The sequence below is a fragment of the Streptomyces sp. NPDC088730 genome, from assembly GCF_044751215.1.
Classification (GTDB): Bacteria; Actinomycetota; Actinomycetes; order Streptomycetales; family Streptomycetaceae; genus Streptomyces.
Genome location: NZ_JBIVLK010000005.1, coordinates 187,161 through 204,979, shown reverse-complemented (window position 1 = coordinate 204,979; position 17,819 = coordinate 187,161). Strand labels below are relative to the sequence as shown.

Below are 17,819 nucleotides of genomic sequence, written 5' to 3'. Positions count from 1 at the left end.
CAGGACTTGAGGGAATCTCCGCCACGATGGCGCCCGAAACGCCCTACGTGACGCAAGGGACCGCGCATGAGACTGACCGACATATCGCTCGACTGGCTGCTTCCGGGCGCCGTGCTGCTCGCGGGGGTCATGGCGGCGGTGGCGGTGGCGGTGGTCGCACGCGGCAAACGCGCCGCCGACACGTCCGCGGCCGACGACACCTGGGAACGCAGCGAGGACCGCCGCAGACGCAAGGAAGCGCTCTACGCCACGGCTTCGTACGTTCTGCTGTTCTGCTGCGCGGCGGTCGCCGCCGCGCTCTCCTTCCACGGGCTCGTCGGCTTCGGCCGGCAGAACCTCGGCCTCGCCGGGGGCTGGGAGTACCTGGTTCCCTTCGGCCTGGACGGGGCCGCGATGTTCTGCTCCGTGCTCGCCGTGCGGGAGGCCAGCCACGGCGACGCGGCGCTCGGCTCCCGGCTGCTGGTGTGGACCTTCGCGGGCGCTGCCGCCTGGTTCAACTGGGTGCACGCGCCGCGCGGCCTGGACCACGCGGGTGCCCCGCACTTCTTCGCCGGGATGTCGCTCTCGGCGGCCGTGCTCTTCGACCGGGCGCTGAAGCAGACCCGCGTCGCCGCGCTGCGCGAGCAGGGCCTGGTGCCCCGCCCGCTGCCGCAGATCCGGATCGTACGGTGGCTGCGCGCGCCCCGGGAGACCTTCGGCGCCTGGTCGCTGATGCTCCTCGAAGGCGTACGCACCCTGGACGAGGCGGTCGACGAGGTACGCGAGGACCGCAGGGAGAAAGAGCAGAACCGTCTCCGCAGAAAGGACCAGGAGAAGCTGGACCGGGCCCAGATCAAGGCCCTGAACCGGCAGAACCGGGCCTGGGGCCGGGTGGGCCGGGGCAGCGCCCAGGTGGAGGTCCAGGCCCTCACCGCCGCGACGGGCTCCGCACAGTCCGTCGCGGAGCCCGCCATATCCGAGCCGGGTCAGCTGCCCCTGCGACCCCGGCCATCCCTGCAAGCCGTCACCGGCTCCAGCTCCAGGAACGCCCCGGATCCGAGCACGGCTGATCCGAGAGCGGTCGACCTCACAGCGGAGGACGACGACACCCAGGCCCTGCCCCGGCTCGATACGCTGGAGCAGAAACTGAAGGACCTGGAGCAGCAGTTCGGCTGACCCGCCCGGGTCCACCGGCAGTCCGGCGCCCGGTCGCGGCCGGCGGCTCCCGGCACAGCCGGCGATGAACGGCCCTGACGATCCGACCGATGGTCAGGGCCGTTCGCCGTCCAGCTCGAACCAGACCACCTTCCCGAGCGCCTTCGGACTGATTCCCCAGGCGTCCGCGAGGCTCTCCACCAGGATCAGCCCCCTGCCGTGCGTACCGTCGTCGGCGTTCGGTACGTGCGACACGGGCATCCCCGGTACGAAGTCCCTCACCTCCACCCGCAGTTTCCGCGGCGCGACGCTGACGGCGACGACCGCGCCCTCGTCCGTGTGGACCAGTGCGTTGGTCACCAGTTCACTAAGCAGCAGCTCGGCGACCCGCGTGGGCTCCTCCTTCCAGCGGTACCTCAGTAATTCCCTTACGGCACACCGCACTTCGGATACCGCTGCCAGATCGGCGCTGCACAGTCTGCGATGCAGCCGGCCCAGTTCCGCACGCTCCATCGTCTCCCCCGCCCGCACAGTGAATCGCCCCCTTCTCATCGAATGCGCTTCACGCAATGCATGCCCCGCCCACGGGCTGTCACGCTTTCCCGGACGTCAATGAGTGCGGAACCACGGAGTCCGGGGGACTCGGTGACGAGGCGTGGATCTTCCGCCGTTCAGGTTAACTTCCGAAAAATTCACGTGAGTTGGCGTTGACGGAACAGCATCTACGCGCGTCATCATGGTGGGTATGCGAATCCCCCCACGGATCACCACGCTCGGCGGCGTCGCCGCCCTCCTGTCCGTCCTCTTCGTCGGCGGCCCCGTCGCGGCGACCGCCACCGCGGCCCCCGACTCGGTCGGCAGCATCTGCTACTCCGCCCTTCCCTCCCAGGCGCACGACACCCTCGATCTCATCGACGCGGGCGGCCCGTTCCCGTACTCCCAGGACGGTGTCGTCTTCCAGAACCGCGAAGGCGTCCTGCCCGGCCAGAGCACCGGTTACTACCACGAGTACACCGTGATCACCCCTGGCTCCCCCACCCGTGGAGCACGCCGGATCGTCACGGGTGAGGAAGCCCAGGAGGACTACTACACCTCCGACCACTACGCGACGTTCGACCTGGTCGACTTCGCCTGCTGAACCATCTCCGACCGGATCCGCGCCGCAGTCCCCCACCTGCGGCGCGGATCACTTCGTCCGGCTCGGTGCAGCCCGGAGACCACTCAGTACCGGGCGGAGACCTTCACTCCGCCGAAGTCCCGCACGGCGTACAGGCTGATGTAGTGGGCGCCCTCCGCCGGACGGTCGACGGTCAGGGTGTGGGCGTTCCCGCTGCCGGTCGCCCGGGTGGTGTAGGCGCCCGTGGTGGCCCAGCCGCGGGCGTTGTAATAGAGGTCGGCGTCCCCCGTGCCTCCGCTCGTGGTGATCGTCAGCCGGGCGGTACCGGCGGGCACGTAGAGGTAGAGGTAGGAGTAGTTGCCCTTGGTGGCCTGCTGCCCGCTGCGGACGCAGTTCTGGCCGAGTTCACGGCTGTCGGAGGCGGCGCACTCGGTGCCCGGCTCCGTGGGCGGGTTGGTGGTGGTGCCGCAGTTGCCGGCCGCGCAGGATGTCAGCCAGCTGTTCCAGTCGGCGTCGTAGCGGCTGCCGATGGTGGAGGTGAGCAGGGTGCGGGCGCCGTTCCAGTCGCCCGCACGGTAGAGGCCCAGCAGCTTGTCCACGTCGGCACGGTGCGACTGGAGCATGTAGCGGACGGCCAGGTAGCCCCAGTTGTAGACGCGGGTCTGGTCGGCGTTCTCGTACGTCGAGTCGAACAGGGTGCGCAGGGTGTAGGTGTGGGCCGCGGCCTGCGTGATGGCGTCGTCGTAGGTGACGTCGCGGTAGCTGTAGGAGATGTACTCCGCGAAGCCCTCGACCCACCAGATGGTCGGCGTGGTGATGCCGGCCTCGAAGTCACCGGCCATGTCGAACCGGCCGTCGAGGTAGTGCGTGTACTCGTGGTTGAGGTTCCAGATCTGGAACTCGGGCCGGACCCACTCGGCCTCGTAGGCGATGAACCTCGGCTGGTTGCCGGCCGCGGCCGGGTCGCCTTCGAGGTACATGCCGCCGTTGTCGGTGTCGATGCCGTAGATGGCCCCCGCGTAGGTCTGGTAGTCCGCGCTCGAATCAAAGACCACCACCTCGATGGTGCTGTTCCGGTCGTTGGCGACGGGTCCCTTGTCGCGCACCACGTCGTGGAAGTAGGCGTCCTGGTTGCGCAGGCTGGTGCAGGCGGTCGCGAGATCGCCCGAGGACATCTGCTGGGCCAGGATGCGAATGCTGTCGCTGCACGTGTAGTTGACCGGCAGGACGGCGCTCTTGAGGCGGGCCGACAGGTCGCAGGTGCCGTAGGCGGAGCAGTTGGCCGCGTCGTAGTAGTCGGTCATCTCCGCCAGCCCGACCCAGAGCGGGGCGGTGGTGCCGGTCATCGAGGTGCGGCCGAGCAGGTCGGTGACCAGCGGGCGGGCCTTGGGCCGCAGCGACTCCTCCTGGAGGAAGCGCGCCAGCTCGCGGCCCGCGTTGGAGGTCAGGTACGACTTGTCCGTGCCGAGCAGGTTCAGGTGGTCACGGGCGAAGCCGGCGAGCGAGTCGAGCAGGCTCGGATCGGCCTCCACGGCGCGGACGAACTCGGGCACCTGGTGGCCGCGGAAGGTCACGGTGTAGACGTTGTTGACCGCGTTGAGCATGTACCAGGAGCTGTCGTACGAGGAGTCGTAGTCGGCGAGCAGCCGCTTGACGACGTACAGGTAGCGGGCGTTCTGCTCCGCGCTGTCGATGAGGGTGACGGCCTCTGCCAGGGTCTCGCCGTTGGCGTCCGTGACATCACCGGCGTGCGCGGAGGCGAAGAAGCCGTCCAGCGCGCCCTGGATGGCGGTGCGCAGCGGGGCGCCGTAGCTGCCGACGGTGCCGGGGTCGTAGTACTGGACGTAGTAGCCGGCCCGCAGGAAGAGGACCAGTTGCGGCATGCCGGTGCTGCTGTCCCCGGGGTAGGCGGCCGATCCGTCGCGCATCGCGTCGGCGACGCTGACCATCTGGGCCTCGCGGAAGGCGAGGTAGCCGTCGTTGCCCTTGACGTTGAACAGGGTGTTGACGCAGTCGGTCGTCGATGACTTGATCTGCTGGACCAGGGCGCTGCCGGTGCGGCTGGTGAAGTCCGCGACGGAGCAGGCGGCGGCCGCGCCGGTGCCTGCCGACCTGGCGGCGGCGCGGGCCTTCGCCTTCATCGAGGGGGCGGGGTGGCTCGGGGCGGAGGTGTCCGGGGCGTCGTAGTCGCGCCGCAGCGCGTCCTTGGAAGCGGTCGTGGGCGGTCTGTCCGCGGGCTTGAGCGCCTTGTCGGCTATGTGGCCGGCGTCCTGGACGGGCGCGGTCAGGGCCTGAGCGGCGGGGCCGCCCGGCTCCGGCGCGGCCGGGTCCGCGGCCTTCTGTGCGGCGGCCTTCGCGCTCGCGGTCGCCGCGGCGGAGGGGCGGACCTCTGCGGCCCGGCTCGGTGCCGCGAGCATGCCGACGCCCAGGCAGGCCGCCAGGGCCACGGTGGACAGTCCGGTGAATCTCTGACGAACCGTTCGGTTCTTCACGTGCCGCCTCCCAGCGGAGTGGTGGCCGCGCGACATCGCGCGGCCGTGGGGGATGGTGCGCGGCCGGGGTCGGGGGGAAGGCCGGACAGGGATGACTTCTGGCATGAACACGACCTCAATCGCGACCGCCTGTACAATGGCACATGTCACATGTCCTTAGGAAGCAGTTGGGCGCGAATTCGTGCGTGTGCCAACTCCTGCTCGCAGAGAGCGACTTGCTACGGATCACCGCATCCGGGTCCGGACATGGCGACGGACCCGGACGGGATTACCGCGTCCGGGTCAGGCGCTCGTCAGGGAGCGGTGGGAGGTCAGGCGCTCGTCAGGGCGCGGTGGGGGGCAGGCGCTCGTCAGGGGGCAGTGGGGGGTCAGGCGGTGTCAGGCCTTCGTGCCGTCGGCCCACAGGGACCGGACATGGGACATGTGGGCGAGCATGCAGGCCTCGGCGCCGGGGGCGTCCCCGGCGATGACCAGATCGAGCAGTTGTACGTGCTCCTCCGCGGAGGCCGTCAGCTGTCCCGACTCGGAAAGCCTGTTGAGCCCGTACAGGCGGGAGCGCTTGCGCAGTTCACCGACCTCCTCGACCAGCCGGCGGTTCCCGGCCAGCCCGAGCAGGGCGAGGTGGAAGCGGCGGTCCGCCTCCAGGTAGCCCAGGATGTCGTGCCGCCGCGCGGCCTCGACGATCTCCTTCGCGACGGGGCGCAGCGCCTCCAGCTCCGCCGTCAGCCCCATCCGCGCGATCCGGCCGACGGTGGGCACCTCGATCATGGCCCGGAGTTCGGTGAAGTCGTCGAGGTCCTGGTCGGTCAGCTCGGTGATCCGGAAGCCCTTGTTGCGGACGGCCTCGACGAGCCCCTCCCGGGCCAGATCGAGCATCGCCTCGCGGACGGGCGTCGCGGAGACGCCGAACTCGGAGGCGAGCGCCGGGGCCGAGTAGATCGTGCCCGGCCTCAGCTCACCGGCGATGAGCGCCGCCCGCAGCGCGTGCGCCACCTGGTCGCGCAGATGTTCCTGCGCCGAGATCGCGTTGAGCGACGTGAGGCGAGCCATGTCTGTCCTCCAGCACCGTGCGGGGAGCCAGAATACAATGTGACGTTGTCACAGCGCCGCCTGCGGAGATCAACGTGGATCGGCCCGGGACGTCAGCGGACGCCGCGGATCGGGAGGATGCTGACGGCACCGAGGATCACCAGGACGACCGCGGTGGCGAACAGCGAGCGGTAGCCGCCGAGCAGGGCGATGACGGCGGCGGCGACGGCGGGCGCGAGGGCCTGCGGAAGGGCGTTGGCGATGTTGAGGACGCCCATGTCCTTGGCGGCGTCGTCGGGCCGGGGCAGCACCTGGGTCATCAGGGCGGTGTCGACGGCCATGTACATCCCGAACGCGGCGCCGGTGAGGATCGCGTACCCGAACATCGAGGCCTCGCTGTGCAGCACCAGCGGGAGGAACAGCGAGACGGCCATGCCGAGGCCGGCGGCGATCACGAAGGGCTTGCGCCGGCCGACCCGGTCCGACCAGGGGCCGGAGACGACGATCATCGCGATCATGCCGGGCAGCATCGCGAGGCTGAGCAGCGGCATCAGGTCGTTGGCCCGGTCGCGGGTGAGCCCGATGTAGTCGTCGAGGACGTACAGCTGGTACGAGGAGACCGCGTAGTAGCCGAGAATCAGCAGGAAGCGGCCGAGGAAGGCCCAGGCGAAGTCGGGGTGGGCGCGGGGGCTGATCCAGAAGCCGCGCAGGAAGTCCTTCCGGCGGAACGGTTCGTGGCGCACCCCGACGGTGGACGGTTCGCGGTTGAGCAGCACGAAGACCGCGGTGCCCGCGATGACCAGGACGCCGAAGACCGCGAAGCCGAGGCCGAGGGCGTTGGCGAAGGCGGCGGCCACGGCGGTGCCGACGACGGCCCCGAGCATCTGGGCGAGCCCGGCGGCGGAGGAGAACAGTCCGCGCCGCTCCTCGGGGACGCGGTCGGGGATGACGGCGGTGAGCGGGGCCTGGAGGCCGTTGAGGAAGATCTGGGCGAGCGTCCAGGCGACGGCGACCCAGAGGAGGTTGTTGCCGACGCCGACGGCGATCAGGGAGAGGCCGCCGAGCAGCGCGCCGCCGGCCATCCAGGGGGCGCGGCGACCGTAACGGCTGCGGGTGCGGTCGGAGAGGGCCCCGGAGATGGGGTTGGCGAGCATCGCGCCGACCGCTCCGACGGCGCTGATCACACCGAGCGAGGTGGACTTGGATTCGGGGGCGATGTCCGCGACCAGGTTGGCGAGGAGCACGGCGGGCACCGCGCCGTAGATCGCGTACAGGGTGACGCTGTTGGCCATCAGGCCGGTCAGCAGTCTTCGCTGTCCGGGCAGTCTGCGCTCTGCCGGGACGGTGGCCCGGATAGGGGTGGTAGTCATGACGACCTCGTTGTCGTGGTGGGGTGCGGGAGCCGGGGCCGTGGGGAGGTCGGCGCGGTTGTGGTGGGCCTGGAGGAACTGCCGGGCCGGGTTCGGCGGCGTCGGTCCCGTGAGAGTCCGACCCCTCTGCCCGAAGGCAGTGGTGCTGCCGGGCCGGGAGTGTCCGGTGGCGGGCGCAAGGTAGGGCCGACGCCGCGGCCACCGCGGCGTGCGGAGCGGCCGCCGGCCTTGTCGACGTGGGTGGTGGTGGTCTCGTCGAGGCCGGGTGGCGACGTGGGTGGTGGTGGCCGGGTCTTGCCGGCAGGGGGCGTGCCGGGACCGGGCAGCGGATGCGGATGCGGATGCGGTGGGGCTGTAGTCCGGTGGAGCCGGCCGCCGCCTCTGCAGGGGTTCGCCGGGTCGGCGGGACGGGGCCGGCTCCACCGGACTACAGCTCTTGGGTGACGGGGGTCCCGTCGGTGGTCGGGGCGCCTGTCCGCAGGCGCCCCGCGATGGGGGGCGCGGTCAGGCCTGGAGCCGGGCCAGCTGCTCTTCCAGGTCGGCCGTGGTGACCGCGCCGCCGGCGAAGCTGACCAGGCGGCGGACGGGGATGGAGGCCATCATCCGGGCCATGTCGATGCCGAGGGCGTCGCCGTCGCCGGTGTCCTGGGGGAAGGGCAGCAGGGCGGCGAGTGTCTCGGCGGCGCCGGGCAGGGACATGACTTCCCCGAGCGTGGAGTCCAGGGTCAGCGGCAGCTGCAGCTCGTCCCCGACGATGTCGGTGCTCGCGGTCGCACGCGGGTCGCGGCTGGACGCGGCGGCCAGCACCTCGTACGTTCCGCCCTCGACGACCCAGCGCTCCGCCCGGGTGTGCCAGTACGCCAGGCCGGTGCGCGGGAGCAGCGCGGTGACGCGCTCGCTCGCCCCGGCGGCCAGGGTGACGGTGGCGTGGCCCTTCAGCTCGCGCAGCGGGCGGACGACGGCGGAGCCGGGCCTGGAGACGTAGAACTGGACGACCTCGCGGCCGGACCGGGTGCCGGTGTTGGTGACCGTGACGGAGGCGCTGATGCCCAGCTCGTCGGCGCTCAGCTCCAGGTCGCTGTAGGCAAACTCGGTGTAGGAGAGTCCGTGACCGAACGGGAAGGCGACCTCGATGTCCCGGGCGTCGTACCAGCGGTAGCCGACGAACAGGCCCTCGCCGTACGCGACGTGGCTGTGCTCGCCGGGGAAGTCCAGGTAGGCGGGGGTGTCCTGGAGCCGGACAGGGGCGGTCTCGGTGAGCCTGCCGGACGGGTTGACCCGGCCGAACAGCACGTCGGCGAGGGCGCCGCCGGCGGCCTGGCCGAGCAGCGCGCCGTCCAGCAGGGCGGGTGCCGCGGTCACGGGGGCCAGCCGCAGGACGCCGCCGTGGCTGAGGACGACCGCGGTGCGCGGCTGGACGCGGACCACCTCGGCCAGCAGCTCCAGCTGCTCGCGGGGAAGCTCGATGTCCTCGCGGTCGAAGCCCTCGGACTCCTGGTGGGCGGCCAGGCCGAGGAAGACCACGGCGGTCTCCGCGGCGGCGGCCAGCGCGACGGCCTCGGCGCGCAGCGCGGCGGCGTCGCCCGAGCCGTCGGTGGTGAAGCCGGGAGCGTGGGTGACCTCGGCGTTGCCGGCCAGGGCGCGGATCTCGTCCAGCGGGACGTCGACCCGCGTCGGGTTCACGTGCGAGCTGCCGCCGCCCTGGTAGCGCGGGGCGGCGGCGAACGCGCCGAGGACGGCGAGCGGGCGCCCCTCGGTGAGCGGCAGCACGGGCGCGCCCTCGACGGGGTCGTTCTTGAGCAGCACGACGGAGTTCGCGGCGGCCCGGCGGGCCAGCGCGTGGTGCGCGGCCGGGTCGAACGGGGCGACCGGCAGGCTGCGCCCCGCCAGACCGCGGGCGGCCAGCGCGGCCGTCCGGGTGGCGGCAAGATCGACCGAGGCGGCGTCGAGCTCACCGGCCTCGACGGCCGCGACGACCTGCGCGTCGGTGGTGCCGCCCGTGCCGGGCATCTCCAGGTCGAGCCCGGCGGCGACGGAGGCGACGCGGTCCTGGACGGCGCCCCAGTCGCTCACGACCACCCCGTCGAAGCCCCACTCGCCGCGCAGCACGTCGGTGAGCAGCCAGCGGTTCTCGGAGGCGTAGGTGCCGTTGATCCGGTTGTACGAGCACATCACCGTCCACGGCTGCGCCTGCTGGACGACCTGCTGGAAGGCCCGCAGGTAGATCTCGCGCAGCGGGCGGGCGGCGACATCGGAGCTGGAGCGCATCCGGTCGTGCTCGGTGTTGTTGGCCGCGAAGTGCTTGAGGGAGGCGCCGACGCCGGTGCTCTGCAACCCGCGCACCCAGGCGGTGGCGAGGGCGCCGGTGAGCTGCGGGTCCTCGGAGAAGTACTCGAAATTGCGGCCGCAGCGCGGATCCCGCTTGATGTTCACACCCGGGCCGAGCAGTACGTCCACACCCAGTGCCCGGCTCTCCACGCCCAGCGCCCGGCCGACCTCGGCGACCAGCTCGGTGTCCCAGCTCTGGCCGAGGCCGACGGCGGGCGGGAAGCACGTGGCGGGCCGGCTGGCCGAGATGCCCAGGTGGTCGGCGTCCTCCGCCTGGAGCCGGACGCCGTGCGGCCCGTCGGTCATGGTCAGGGCCGGGACGGGGCCGACGGCCTTGGTGGTCCAGAAGTCTGCTCCGCTGCCGAGCGCGGCGCGCTCCGCGAGTGAGAGCTCCGGCGTCGCGGAGTCGGTGGGGTCGGGAGTGGTCACGGGGTCTCCTCGGGGAGTGCGGGGTTCATGGGCGGACATGGCGTGCGGCGTGACGTGACACGTCGCGCTCGGATGTCCGCCGAAGTGCGGGGTCCGGCCGGGAGCGGGTGCCCGGCCGGGTGGACCAGGACCCGCCGTTCCGGGGCCCGACGCGTCCCCCGTCAGGTGGGGCACGTCGGAGGAGGGCGGCCCGGCACTGCCGGAGCTCGGTCACCCTGCCGAATGCAAAAACAGTACGTCACTCTGTTTTGGCGCCACAAGGGCTGCGACCAGGTAACTTCCCGTGGCAGCCGGTGGCAGTCGGTGGCGGGAGGTGGCATAGGGTCGTCGTCATGGCTCGAACACGTGGCTCCTACGCGAAAGGCATCGCCAAGCGCGAGGAGATTCTCGACACCGCGCTGGAGATCGTCGCCAGGGTCGGCTACAGCCGCGCCACCGTGCGCGAACTGGCCCAGGCCGTCGGCCTCAGCCAGACCGGCCTGCTGCACTACTTCGGCAGCAAGGAACAGCTCTTCATCGAGATCCTGCGCCGCCGCGACGCCGTCGACCTGCTCACGGTCGGCGGCCGCGAGGACGGCGAGGGCACGGCCGCCTTCCCGCCCGACCTCGCACGGGCGCTCGCCGACCTCCAGCGCCACAACGCCGAGGTCCCCGGCCTGGTCCAGCTCTTCTCCCGCCTCTCCGCCGAGGCCGTCGAACCCGACCACCCCGGGCACGCGTACTTCCGCGACCGCTACCGCTTCGCACGGGCCGGCGGTGCCGACGCGATCCGCGCCCAGCAGGCCACCGGCCGGCTACCGGAGGACATCGACGCCGACCGCCTCGCCACCCTGGTCTTCGCGCTGATCGACGGGTTGCAGATGCAGTGGCAGTACGACCCCGAGATCGACATGGCCGAGCAGCTGTCCTACTTCTGGGAACTGCTGCGCCGGTGACCCCCTACCGCTCGTGCGGAAGGTCCTCGAACTCCCAGGAGTGGCCCGGCTCGTGGCCGGTGAACAGCCAGCACGCCTGTTGCAGCCGGGGCGCGAGGGCGGGGTCCACCTGTTCGCACGGTTCGGCGCAGACAAAAGTGCGGGCGTCGCCGCTCCAGCGCAGCCATACGTCGAAGGTGCCGCGCCCCATGGTGTCCAGGCAGTCGCCGTGCTCACCGGCATGGCCCTTGCCGAGTTCACAGACGAGCCAGTCGGGAAGCTCCGGGCCCCCGGCCCACGGGTACGCCCGTGCCGTCCGGAACCAGGGCGGGCGGACCGGTTCGCCGCATTGCGTCACCATGGCCCTCACAGCACCTCGCCCCGACTCCGCGCGTTGCACCGTGCGTTCTCGGCCCGCAGCCGCTCTACGGCATCCGCCGGGCGCACATGCTCGGGCTCGGCCTCCCACTCGGTCCCGCCGCAGACCGGCCGGAGCGACCAGTACGGGCCGGCGACTCCCCTGAACTCACCCACCTGGCCTTGCCGGGCGGTATCCGCCATGAGCGCGCCGGGGGCGGGGTGGGATCGCCCGTTCGACGGACCGTCTGATGCGCACACGATCGTGCCTCTCCGTAGCCATTCCACTACCAAGACGGCTCAGCGTGGCCTACGGTCGAGGCCTAATCAACGTGGCCTGCCGGCCAGCCAAGTTGGGGGTAGCGGATGAACCGCAAGGAGTTGGACCCTGGAAGCAGTCCGCGAGCCGCGTTCGGCGCGCGGTTACGCAGCTCACGCGAGGCGCTCGGCTGGAAGCAGGACGAACTCTCCGCACGGATGGGCGTTTCCAGCGGGCACATTTCAGGCGTCGAAACCAGTCGCAAGATGCCATCTTTACGCTTCGCGAAAGCTGCTGACGTGGCCTTGGATATTGCGGGCACAGGCGACACCTTCGAGCGCTTGTGGCGCGAGATGCAGCACGGCAGCCTGCTGGAGGGCTTTCCCGAGTACCTGGGATACGAAGGACGATCCGTCGAAATCCGCGTGTTCGAGGTCGGGATCATTCCCGGACTGCTACAGACGCCTGAGTACGCGCAAGTATTGGCAAACAGCGCTGTCAGGCGCGGGGTGATCACGCCCGCCCAGGCTGACGAGCGGGTGTCGCTCCTGATAGAGCGTCAAGCCGCACTCGTGCGGGCTCGTCCGCCCATGGTCATCGTGATCATGGATGAGAGCTGTATCTGCCGTCCGGTCGGGGGCGAGAGCGTCATGAACGCTCAGCTCGACTGGTTGGTCGAATTCGCTGCCCAACCACACACCATGGTTCAAGTCGCCCCGTTCGCAATGGGAGAACTCCGGACCTTCAACCGTCCCGTGAACCTACTGACCCTTTCCGACCGATCAGTGGTCTCGTATGTGGAATCCCAGACCCAGGGACACCTGGACCGCGAGCCCACATCCGTGGTGCCGCTGCTCACGGACTACCATCAACTACAGGCTGAATCGCCCTCGCAGGCGGCATCCGTGGCCATGATCAAGCAGCGTCGAAAGGGCACCCCATGACGACCGAATCCCTCTTGTGGGTCAAGTCCAGCTACAGCGACAACGGTGGCACATGCGTCGAATGGGCCCCTTCGAACGCGCGCTCCACCGGCACAGTCCCCGTACGCGACTCCAAGCGCCCGAGCGGCCCCGTACTGACCGTCCCCGCCCACGCGTTCGCGTCCTTCGTCTCGGGCGTGAAGACCGGAGGGTTCGGCACCGTCTGAACGGCAACCGCCCCGCTCCGCACCCGAGTCGGGAGCCGAGCGGGGCGTCTGGCGTTCAGCGGTTCACAGCAGGAACCCTTCGGGGAACGGGTCGGACGGGTCCAGGAAGTACTGCGCGGTTCCGGTGATCCAGGCGCGGCCCGTGACCGTGGGGACGACGGCGGGGAGCGTGCCGACGGTGGTCTCCTCGACCAGCCGGCCGGTGAACGTGGTGCCGATGAAGGACTCGTTCACGAAGTCCGTGTCCAGCGGGAGTTCGCCCCGCGCGTGCAGCTGGGCCATCCGCGCGGAGGTCCCGGTGCCGCACGGTGACCGGTCGAACCAGCCGGGGTGGATGGCCATCGCGTGCCGGGAGTGGGCGGCGTCGGAGCCGGGTGCGATCAGCTGCACGTGCTTGAGCCCGTTGATGCCGGGGTCGAGTGGATGGACCGGGCGGTCCGTCTCGTTGACCGCGTCCATCAGGGCGAGCCCCGCCTCAAGCAGCTCGTCCTTGCGCGAGCGGTCGAACGGCAGCCCGAGATCGGCCAGTTGAACCATCGCGTAGAAGTTCCCGCCGTAGGCCAGGTCGTAGGTGACGGTGCCGAGGCCGGGCACCTTCGCCGTGAGCCCGAGCCCGGCGGAGAAGGCGGGGACGTTGGTCAGGGTGACGGAGGTGGCGGCGCCGTCCTCGACGCGGACATCGACGGAGACCAGCCCGGCCGGGGTGTCCAGCCGTACGGTGGTGACGGGTTCCGTGACCTCCACCATGCCGGTCTCGACCAGCACGGTGGCCACCCCGATCGTGCCGTGTCCGCACATCGGCAGACAGCCCGAGACCTCCATGAACAGGACACCGAAGTCGGCGTCGGGGCGGGTCGGCGGCTGGAGGACGGCTCCGCTCATGGCGGCATGGCCGCGCGGCTCGTACATCAGCAGGGTGCGCACCGCGTCGCGGTGCGCCATGAAGTAGTCGCGTCGCTCGGCCATGGTGGCGCCGGGAACGGTGCCGATCCCGCCGGTGATCACGCGGGTGGGCATGCCCTCGGTGTGCGAGTCGACGGCGTGGAATACGTGACGCGTGCGCAAGTCTCTCCCTCGGTCGTGCTGCCGGTCGTGCTGCCGGACCGCCGCGGCAGACGCTGTGCGCCGGGCGGGACGTGTGGATTCCGCGGGGCCGCCGTCAGTCCAGCCCCTCGGCCAGCGCCTTCTCCGTGGCGGCACGCACGGCGGCGGCGGACTCCGCGTCCAGGGGCAGCCGGGGCGGCCGGGTGGGGCCGCCATGGCGCCCGACGATGTCCATCGACGCCTTGATCGCCTGGACGAACTCCGGCTTGGAGTCCCACCGCAGCAGCGGATGGAGCCGCCGGTAGAGCGGCAGGGCGGTCTCCAGGTCCCCGGACACGGCGGCGCGGTACAGCGCTACGCAGCCGGCGGGCAGCATGTTGGGGCAGCCCGCGATCCAGCCGACCGCACCGGCCAGGGCTAGTTCCAGCAGTACGTCGTCGGCCCCCACCAGCAGGTCGAGTCCGGGGGCCTCCTCCGCGATCTCGTACGCCCTGCGCACGTCCCCGCTGAACTCCTTGACGGCCACGATGGAACCGTCCGTGTGGAGCTGCGCGAGCAGCCCCGGGGTCAGGTCGACCTTGGTGTCGTACGGGTTGTTGTACGCGACGACCGGCAGACCCGCCCCGGCGACCTCCGCGTAGTGCGCGCGGACCGCGGCGTCCTCGCACGGGTAGCCGTTGGGCGGCAGCAGCAGGACCGAGCCGGCGCCCGCCTCCGCCGCCCGGTCGGCGAGGCGGCGCGACTGGGCGCTGTCGTAGGCGGAGACCCCGGGCATCACCCTCTCCCCGCCCCCGGCGGCTTCGACCGCGACGCGCACCACCTGATCGCGCTCCTGCTCCGTGAGGGTCTGGTACTCCCCCAAAGAGCCGTTCGGCACCACGCCGTCGCAGCCGGCGGCCACCAGGTCGCGGACGTGGGCCGCGTAGGCGTCGAAGTCGATGGACCGGTCTTCGCGCAGCGTGAGCGGCGTGGCGACCATGACGCCGCGCCAAGGACTGTTGCGGGCAGTGGAGTTCGACGACATCTGGGCTCCCTCAGAGGTGTGGCATGACATGGACCGGCGAAGGGGACGGGGAAGGCCGCGCTCCCGGCGGCGCCCGGGAGGCGTGTGTGCCCCGGAAGGTCATTCGTCCTCGGGGCGGGCCGCGCGGGCGAGCGTGGCGAGCGGCACCGGGCAGGCCAGCGGACGGCGGTCCGGGGCTCCGGATTCGGCCTCGCAGCCCGCGAGTTCCCGGACCGGGAATCCGCAGGTCCGGCCCTGGCACCAGCCCATCCCGGCCCGGGTGAGGAGTTTGACCGTACGGCTGTCCCCGGCGCCGAGGTCGTCGACCGCCGCACGGATCGCGCCCGCGGTGACCTCCTCGCAGCGGCAGACCTCCGTGTCGGCGGCGAGCCACTCGGTCCAGCCGGGGCCGGGCCGGTGCACGGCGCCCATCAGCTCGGCGAACGCGCGCATCCGCCGCCGGGACCGGCGCAGCACGCTCATCCGGCGCGCGTCCCGGCCCCGGGTACCGCCCCTGGCATCCGCGGTCACCGCGAGGGCAGCCAACTCCCCCTCGGCCAGCGCCACGTGCACGCCGCCGATGCCGCCGGACTCGCCCGCGGCCCAGACGCCGGGCACGGTGGTGCACAGGTTCTCGTCGAGCACCAGGGCGGCCGACCCGTCGGCGCCGCACCGGGTCCCGCAGCCCAGGCCGACGGCCAGGTCGAGCTGGGGAACCAGTCCGTGACCCACGGCAAGGGTGTCGCAGTCGATCCGGCGCCCGGTCCCGGGGAGCGGGCGCCAGTCGCGGTCCAGGCGGCTGACGGTGACGCCCTCCACCCGGTCCGTTCCGTGCACGGCGGTGACCGCGTGGTGGGCCAGTACCCGAACCCGGTGGCCCGCCAGGGCCGCTGAATGCCGTATCCCCTCCCGGAGCCGGCCGGGGTCCGCGGCCAGCACGCGGGGAGCGCGTCCGTACGCCCCGTATCCGGCGGCCTCCACCAGTGCGGGCACCCGGGCGCCGGCCCGCGCCAGTGATACCGCGACGGCCTGGAGCAGCGGTCCGCTGCCCGCGACGACGACGCGCTGTCCCGGCAGCACCAGACCAGACTTGAGCATGGCCTGTGCCCCGGCCGCGCCGACGACTCCGGGCAGGGTCCAGCCGGGGAAGGGTAGTTGGCGCTCGTGGGAGCCGGTCGCGATGAGCAGCCGGCGGGCCCGGAGCGTGGCGGATCCCTCGCCGTCGGGGCCGGTGACGGCGTGCAGGGTCCAGTCCGCCCCGGTCCGCTCGACGGCCCACACCTGATGTCCAGCGAGGTGGCGGACGCGGCCCGTGTCCCGGTGCCGTCCGAGCCGGGCGGTCAGCCCGGCGAACCGCGCCCAGCCGTGGTGCAGCGCCTCGGGCCGGGTGGCGCGCAGGCCGGGGGCCGGGGAGCGGTAGTACTGGCCGCCGGGCGCGTCGGCCGCGTCGAGGAGGACCACGTCGAGTCCGCCGTCGGCGGCGGTGACCGCGGCCGCCAGTCCGGCCGGACCGGCGCCCACCACGGCGAGTCCGGCGAAGTGCGGTACGGGGGACGAGGGTTCAGCGGCGGAGTCCGGCATGGCCGTCCCCTTCCTGGGTCGTGACCACGTCGCCGGGGCGGGCGGGCTGCAGACAGGCCCGCCTGCCGGGTACCCCGTTCACGGTGACCAGGCAGTCGAAGCAGGAGCCGATGCCGCAGAAGGCCCCCCGCGGCCGTCCGTTCACCCTGGTGGTGCGCCAGGTGAGGACGGAGTCCGCCCAGAGGACGGCAGCGATGCTCCGGCCGGGCAGGGCGTGGACCGGGCGGCCGTCGAAGGTGATCTCGAACCCCGGCCCCGGCTCTGCACCGACCGCGTCGGCCGGGGTACTGGCGGCGGTGCGTTTGCGGATACGTATCACCAGGGCTCCTGTCTCGGTGACCGGGCGGCCGGGCGGCCCTCGTGCGCGGTGTCGAAGGGGGTGCCGAACCGGTCGGGCCGGAACGGTTCGGGGTCGATGGCGGGCTCCTCGCCACGGATCGCCGCGACGACCAGTGCGGCCGTCGCGGGAGCCAGCCCGATCCCCGCGCCCTCGTGACCGCAGGCGTGGAAGAGGCCCGGCACCCGGCGGTCGGGGCCGATCGCCGGGAGGTGGTCCGGCAGATAGGGGCGGAAGCCGTGGTAGGCGCGCAGTACCCGGGCCTGCCCGAGCACCGGGAAGAGGGCGGCGGCCGCGGCGGCCAGCCGGCTGATCACCGGCACGGACAACGTGCGGTCGAAGCCGACCCGTTCACGGCTCGCGCCGATCAGTACGGGACCCGACGGGGTCCCCTCCACGACGGGTGAGGTCTGCAACGCGGCCGACCCGCTGGACACGTCGGAGACGTACTCCGCCGCGTACACCTTGTGCCTGATCAGCCGGGGCAGCGGCTCGGTCACCAGGACGAAGCCGCGTCTGGGCAGCATGGGCAGCTCGACCCCCGCCAGGGCGGCCAGTTCGCCGCCGCGGACGCCGGTGGCGTTGACCACCGCCGGGGCCGGCAGCTCGCCCCGGCCCGTCCGTACGCCGCGCACCGCGCCGGCCGGCCCGGTGAGCACGGCGGTGACCGCCTCCCCCAGCCGGACACGGGCCCCGGCCTCGCGCGCCGCACGCAGCAGGTGCGCGGCCGCCAGGGCCGGCTGGACCTGGGCGTCCTGCGGGTAGAGGACCCCGCCCGCGAGGCCGGGCGCGAGGTGCGGCTCCAGTCCGGGCAGCTCGTGCGGAGCGACGGCGTGGGTCCGTACCCCCGCCTCCGCCTGTCCGGCCGCTGTCGCGGTCAGGGTCGCCAGCGATGCTTCGTCCGCCGCGACCACCAGTCCGCCCTTCTGCTCGAACTCGATGGCGGGCGGCAGCACTTGGGCGAGTCCGCGCCAGAGGGAGGCGGAGTGCAGGGCGAGGGTCAGCTCGGGGCCCGGCGGCTTGTCGGAGACCAGGAGGTTCCCCTCCCCCGCCCCGGTGGTGCCACCGGCGACGGGTCCGCTGTCCACCACCGCGACCGCGAGTCCGGACCGGGCCGCGTAATAGGCACAGGCGGCGCCGACCACTCCGGCACCGACAACGACGACATCCAAGGGCTGTCTCGTGAACACGTCAGTAATATGTCACATTGCTTAAGGGGTGCCAAGAGGTCGTCACCGCCTTCGGGAAGGCCCTGCGGGGTTCGCCGAACGGCTC

The 17,819-nt window shown here is 71.9% G+C and carries 17 protein-coding genes; 5 read left to right on the top strand and 12 right to left on the bottom strand.

The window, feature by feature from the left end:
* Positions 1-66 precede the first annotated feature (66 nt).
* Positions 67-1,155 (top strand): DUF2637 domain-containing protein, encoded by a 1,089-nt coding sequence (locus ACIP89_RS18360; RefSeq protein WP_401929058.1) that lies wholly within the window; start codon positions 67-69, stop codon positions 1,153-1,155.
* Positions 1,156-1,248: 93 nt separating this feature from the next.
* Here the strand turns inward: ACIP89_RS18360 and ACIP89_RS18355 are convergent, their stop codons facing one another.
* Entirely contained in the window at positions 1,249-1,611 is a 363-nt protein-coding gene (locus tag ACIP89_RS18355; protein WP_402115868.1) for an ATP-binding protein, read from the bottom strand.
* A gap of 268 nt (positions 1,612-1,879) precedes the next feature.
* On the opposite strand from ACIP89_RS18355, the gene ACIP89_RS18350 reads away from it, so the two are divergent.
* A complete protein-coding gene (locus ACIP89_RS18350) occupies positions 1,880-2,272 on the top strand; it encodes a ribonuclease domain-containing protein (RefSeq protein ID WP_401929062.1) in 393 nt (130 codons plus the stop codon).
* Between the two features lie 83 nt (positions 2,273-2,355).
* Here the strand turns inward: ACIP89_RS18350 and ACIP89_RS18345 are convergent, their stop codons facing one another.
* The 4 genes from ACIP89_RS18345 to ACIP89_RS18330 all read right to left on the bottom strand — a co-directional run bounded on the left by ACIP89_RS18345 (position 2,356) and on the right by ACIP89_RS18330 (position 9,899).
* Positions 2,356-4,743 carry a M9 family metallopeptidase gene (locus ACIP89_RS18345; RefSeq protein ID WP_402115696.1) on the bottom strand — a complete coding sequence of 796 codons (2,388 nt, stop codon included), beginning with the start codon at positions 4,741-4,743 and terminating at the stop codon, positions 2,356-2,358.
* Between the two features lie 378 nt (positions 4,744-5,121).
* Positions 5,122-5,793 carry a GntR family transcriptional regulator gene (locus tag ACIP89_RS18340; protein WP_401929066.1) on the bottom strand — a complete coding sequence of 224 codons (672 nt, stop codon included), beginning with the start codon at positions 5,791-5,793 and terminating at the stop codon, positions 5,122-5,124.
* A gap of 92 nt (positions 5,794-5,885) precedes the next feature.
* The gene (locus tag ACIP89_RS18335) at positions 5,886-7,142 is read right to left on the bottom strand and encodes an MFS transporter (RefSeq protein WP_402115694.1); all 1,257 of its coding nucleotides are present in this window, start codon (positions 7,140-7,142) and stop codon (positions 5,886-5,888) included.
* 504 nt (positions 7,143-7,646) lie between these two features.
* Positions 7,647-9,899 (bottom strand): glycoside hydrolase family 3 N-terminal domain-containing protein, encoded by a 2,253-nt coding sequence (locus tag ACIP89_RS18330; RefSeq protein ID WP_402115692.1) that lies wholly within the window; start codon positions 9,897-9,899, stop codon positions 7,647-7,649.
* Between the two features lie 332 nt (positions 9,900-10,231).
* Between ACIP89_RS18330 and ACIP89_RS18325 the strand changes: the two genes are divergently transcribed.
* Positions 10,232-10,834 carry a TetR/AcrR family transcriptional regulator gene (locus ACIP89_RS18325; protein ID WP_402115690.1) on the top strand — a complete coding sequence of 201 codons (603 nt, stop codon included), beginning with the start codon at positions 10,232-10,234 and terminating at the stop codon, positions 10,832-10,834.
* Positions 10,835-10,838: 4 nt separating this feature from the next.
* On the opposite strand, the gene ACIP89_RS18320 is transcribed toward ACIP89_RS18325, so the two are convergent.
* Entirely contained in the window at positions 10,839-11,174 is a 336-nt protein-coding gene (locus tag ACIP89_RS18320) for a hypothetical protein (protein ID WP_401929073.1), read from the bottom strand.
* Between the two features lie 5 nt (positions 11,175-11,179).
* Positions 11,180-11,374, bottom strand: coding sequence for a hypothetical protein (locus ACIP89_RS18315; protein ID WP_402115688.1), 195 nt, complete (start codon positions 11,372-11,374; stop codon positions 11,180-11,182).
* A 162-nt stretch (positions 11,375-11,536) separates the two neighbouring features.
* Between ACIP89_RS18315 and ACIP89_RS18310 the strand changes: the two genes are divergently transcribed.
* Complete coding sequence (locus ACIP89_RS18310) at positions 11,537-12,373, top strand: helix-turn-helix domain-containing protein (RefSeq protein WP_401929077.1); 837 nt, start codon at positions 11,537-11,539, stop codon at positions 12,371-12,373.
* On the top strand, positions 12,370-12,579 hold the full coding sequence (locus ACIP89_RS18305) for a DUF397 domain-containing protein (protein ID WP_401931036.1): 210 nt from the start codon (positions 12,370-12,372) through the stop codon (positions 12,577-12,579). Before ACIP89_RS18310 ends, ACIP89_RS18305 begins: the two co-directional genes overlap by 4 nt.
* Before the next feature lie 63 nt (positions 12,580-12,642).
* Here ACIP89_RS18305 and ACIP89_RS18300 read toward each other — a convergent pair whose 3' ends face one another.
* The 5 genes from ACIP89_RS18300 to ACIP89_RS18280 all read right to left on the bottom strand — a co-directional run bounded on the left by ACIP89_RS18300 (position 12,643) and on the right by ACIP89_RS18280 (position 17,734).
* Complete coding sequence (locus ACIP89_RS18300) at positions 12,643-13,644, bottom strand: proline racemase family protein (RefSeq protein ID WP_401931033.1); 1,002 nt, start codon at positions 13,642-13,644, stop codon at positions 12,643-12,645.
* A 94-nt stretch (positions 13,645-13,738) separates the two neighbouring features.
* Positions 13,739-14,647, bottom strand: a complete 909-nt coding sequence (locus ACIP89_RS18295) for a dihydrodipicolinate synthase family protein (RefSeq protein ID WP_402115686.1) — start codon at positions 14,645-14,647, stop codon at positions 13,739-13,741.
* A 99-nt stretch (positions 14,648-14,746) separates the two neighbouring features.
* Entirely contained in the window at positions 14,747-16,207 is a 1,461-nt protein-coding gene (locus ACIP89_RS18290; protein WP_402115684.1) for an FAD-dependent oxidoreductase, read from the bottom strand.
* A complete protein-coding gene (locus tag ACIP89_RS18285) occupies positions 16,188-16,526 on the bottom strand; it encodes a (2Fe-2S)-binding protein (protein ID WP_401931025.1) in 339 nt (112 codons plus the stop codon). Before ACIP89_RS18285 ends, ACIP89_RS18290 begins: the two co-directional genes overlap by 20 nt.
* Positions 16,523-17,734: an NAD(P)/FAD-dependent oxidoreductase gene (locus tag ACIP89_RS18280; protein WP_402115683.1), complete on the bottom strand. Its 1,212-nt coding sequence runs from the start codon at positions 17,732-17,734 to the stop codon at positions 16,523-16,525. The genes ACIP89_RS18285 and ACIP89_RS18280 overlap by 4 nt, the downstream gene beginning before the upstream one ends.
* Positions 17,735-17,819 lie beyond the last annotated feature (85 nt).

Excerpts from the sequence above, each read along its gene's own strand:
- ACIP89_RS18360 (WP_401929058.1), top strand. The coding sequence starts at position 67 with ATGAGACTGACCGACATATCGCTCGACTGGCTGCTTCCGGGCGCCGTG.
- ACIP89_RS18350 (WP_401929062.1), top strand. The coding sequence starts at position 1,880 with ATGCGAATCCCCCCACGGATCACCACGCTCGGCGGCGTCGCCGCCCTC.
- ACIP89_RS18340 (WP_401929066.1), bottom strand. The coding sequence starts at position 5,793 with ATGGCTCGCCTCACGTCGCTCAACGCGATCTCGGCGCAGGAACATCTG.
- ACIP89_RS18335 (WP_402115694.1), bottom strand. The coding sequence starts at position 7,142 with ATGACTACCACCCCTATCCGGGCCACCGTCCCGGCAGAGCGCAGACTG.
- ACIP89_RS18325 (WP_402115690.1), top strand. The coding sequence starts at position 10,232 with ATGGCTCGAACACGTGGCTCCTACGCGAAAGGCATCGCCAAGCGCGAG.
- ACIP89_RS18320 (WP_401929073.1), bottom strand. The coding sequence starts at position 11,174 with ATGGTGACGCAATGCGGCGAACCGGTCCGCCCGCCCTGGTTCCGGACG.
- ACIP89_RS18315 (WP_402115688.1), bottom strand. The coding sequence starts at position 11,374 with ATGGCGGATACCGCCCGGCAAGGCCAGGTGGGTGAGTTCAGGGGAGTC.
- ACIP89_RS18310 (WP_401929077.1), top strand. The coding sequence starts at position 11,537 with ATGAACCGCAAGGAGTTGGACCCTGGAAGCAGTCCGCGAGCCGCGTTC.
- ACIP89_RS18305 (WP_401931036.1), top strand. The coding sequence starts at position 12,370 with ATGACGACCGAATCCCTCTTGTGGGTCAAGTCCAGCTACAGCGACAAC.
- ACIP89_RS18295 (WP_402115686.1), bottom strand. The coding sequence starts at position 14,647 with ATGTCGTCGAACTCCACTGCCCGCAACAGTCCTTGGCGCGGCGTCATG.
- ACIP89_RS18290 (WP_402115684.1), bottom strand. The coding sequence starts at position 16,207 with ATGCCGGACTCCGCCGCTGAACCCTCGTCCCCCGTACCGCACTTCGCC.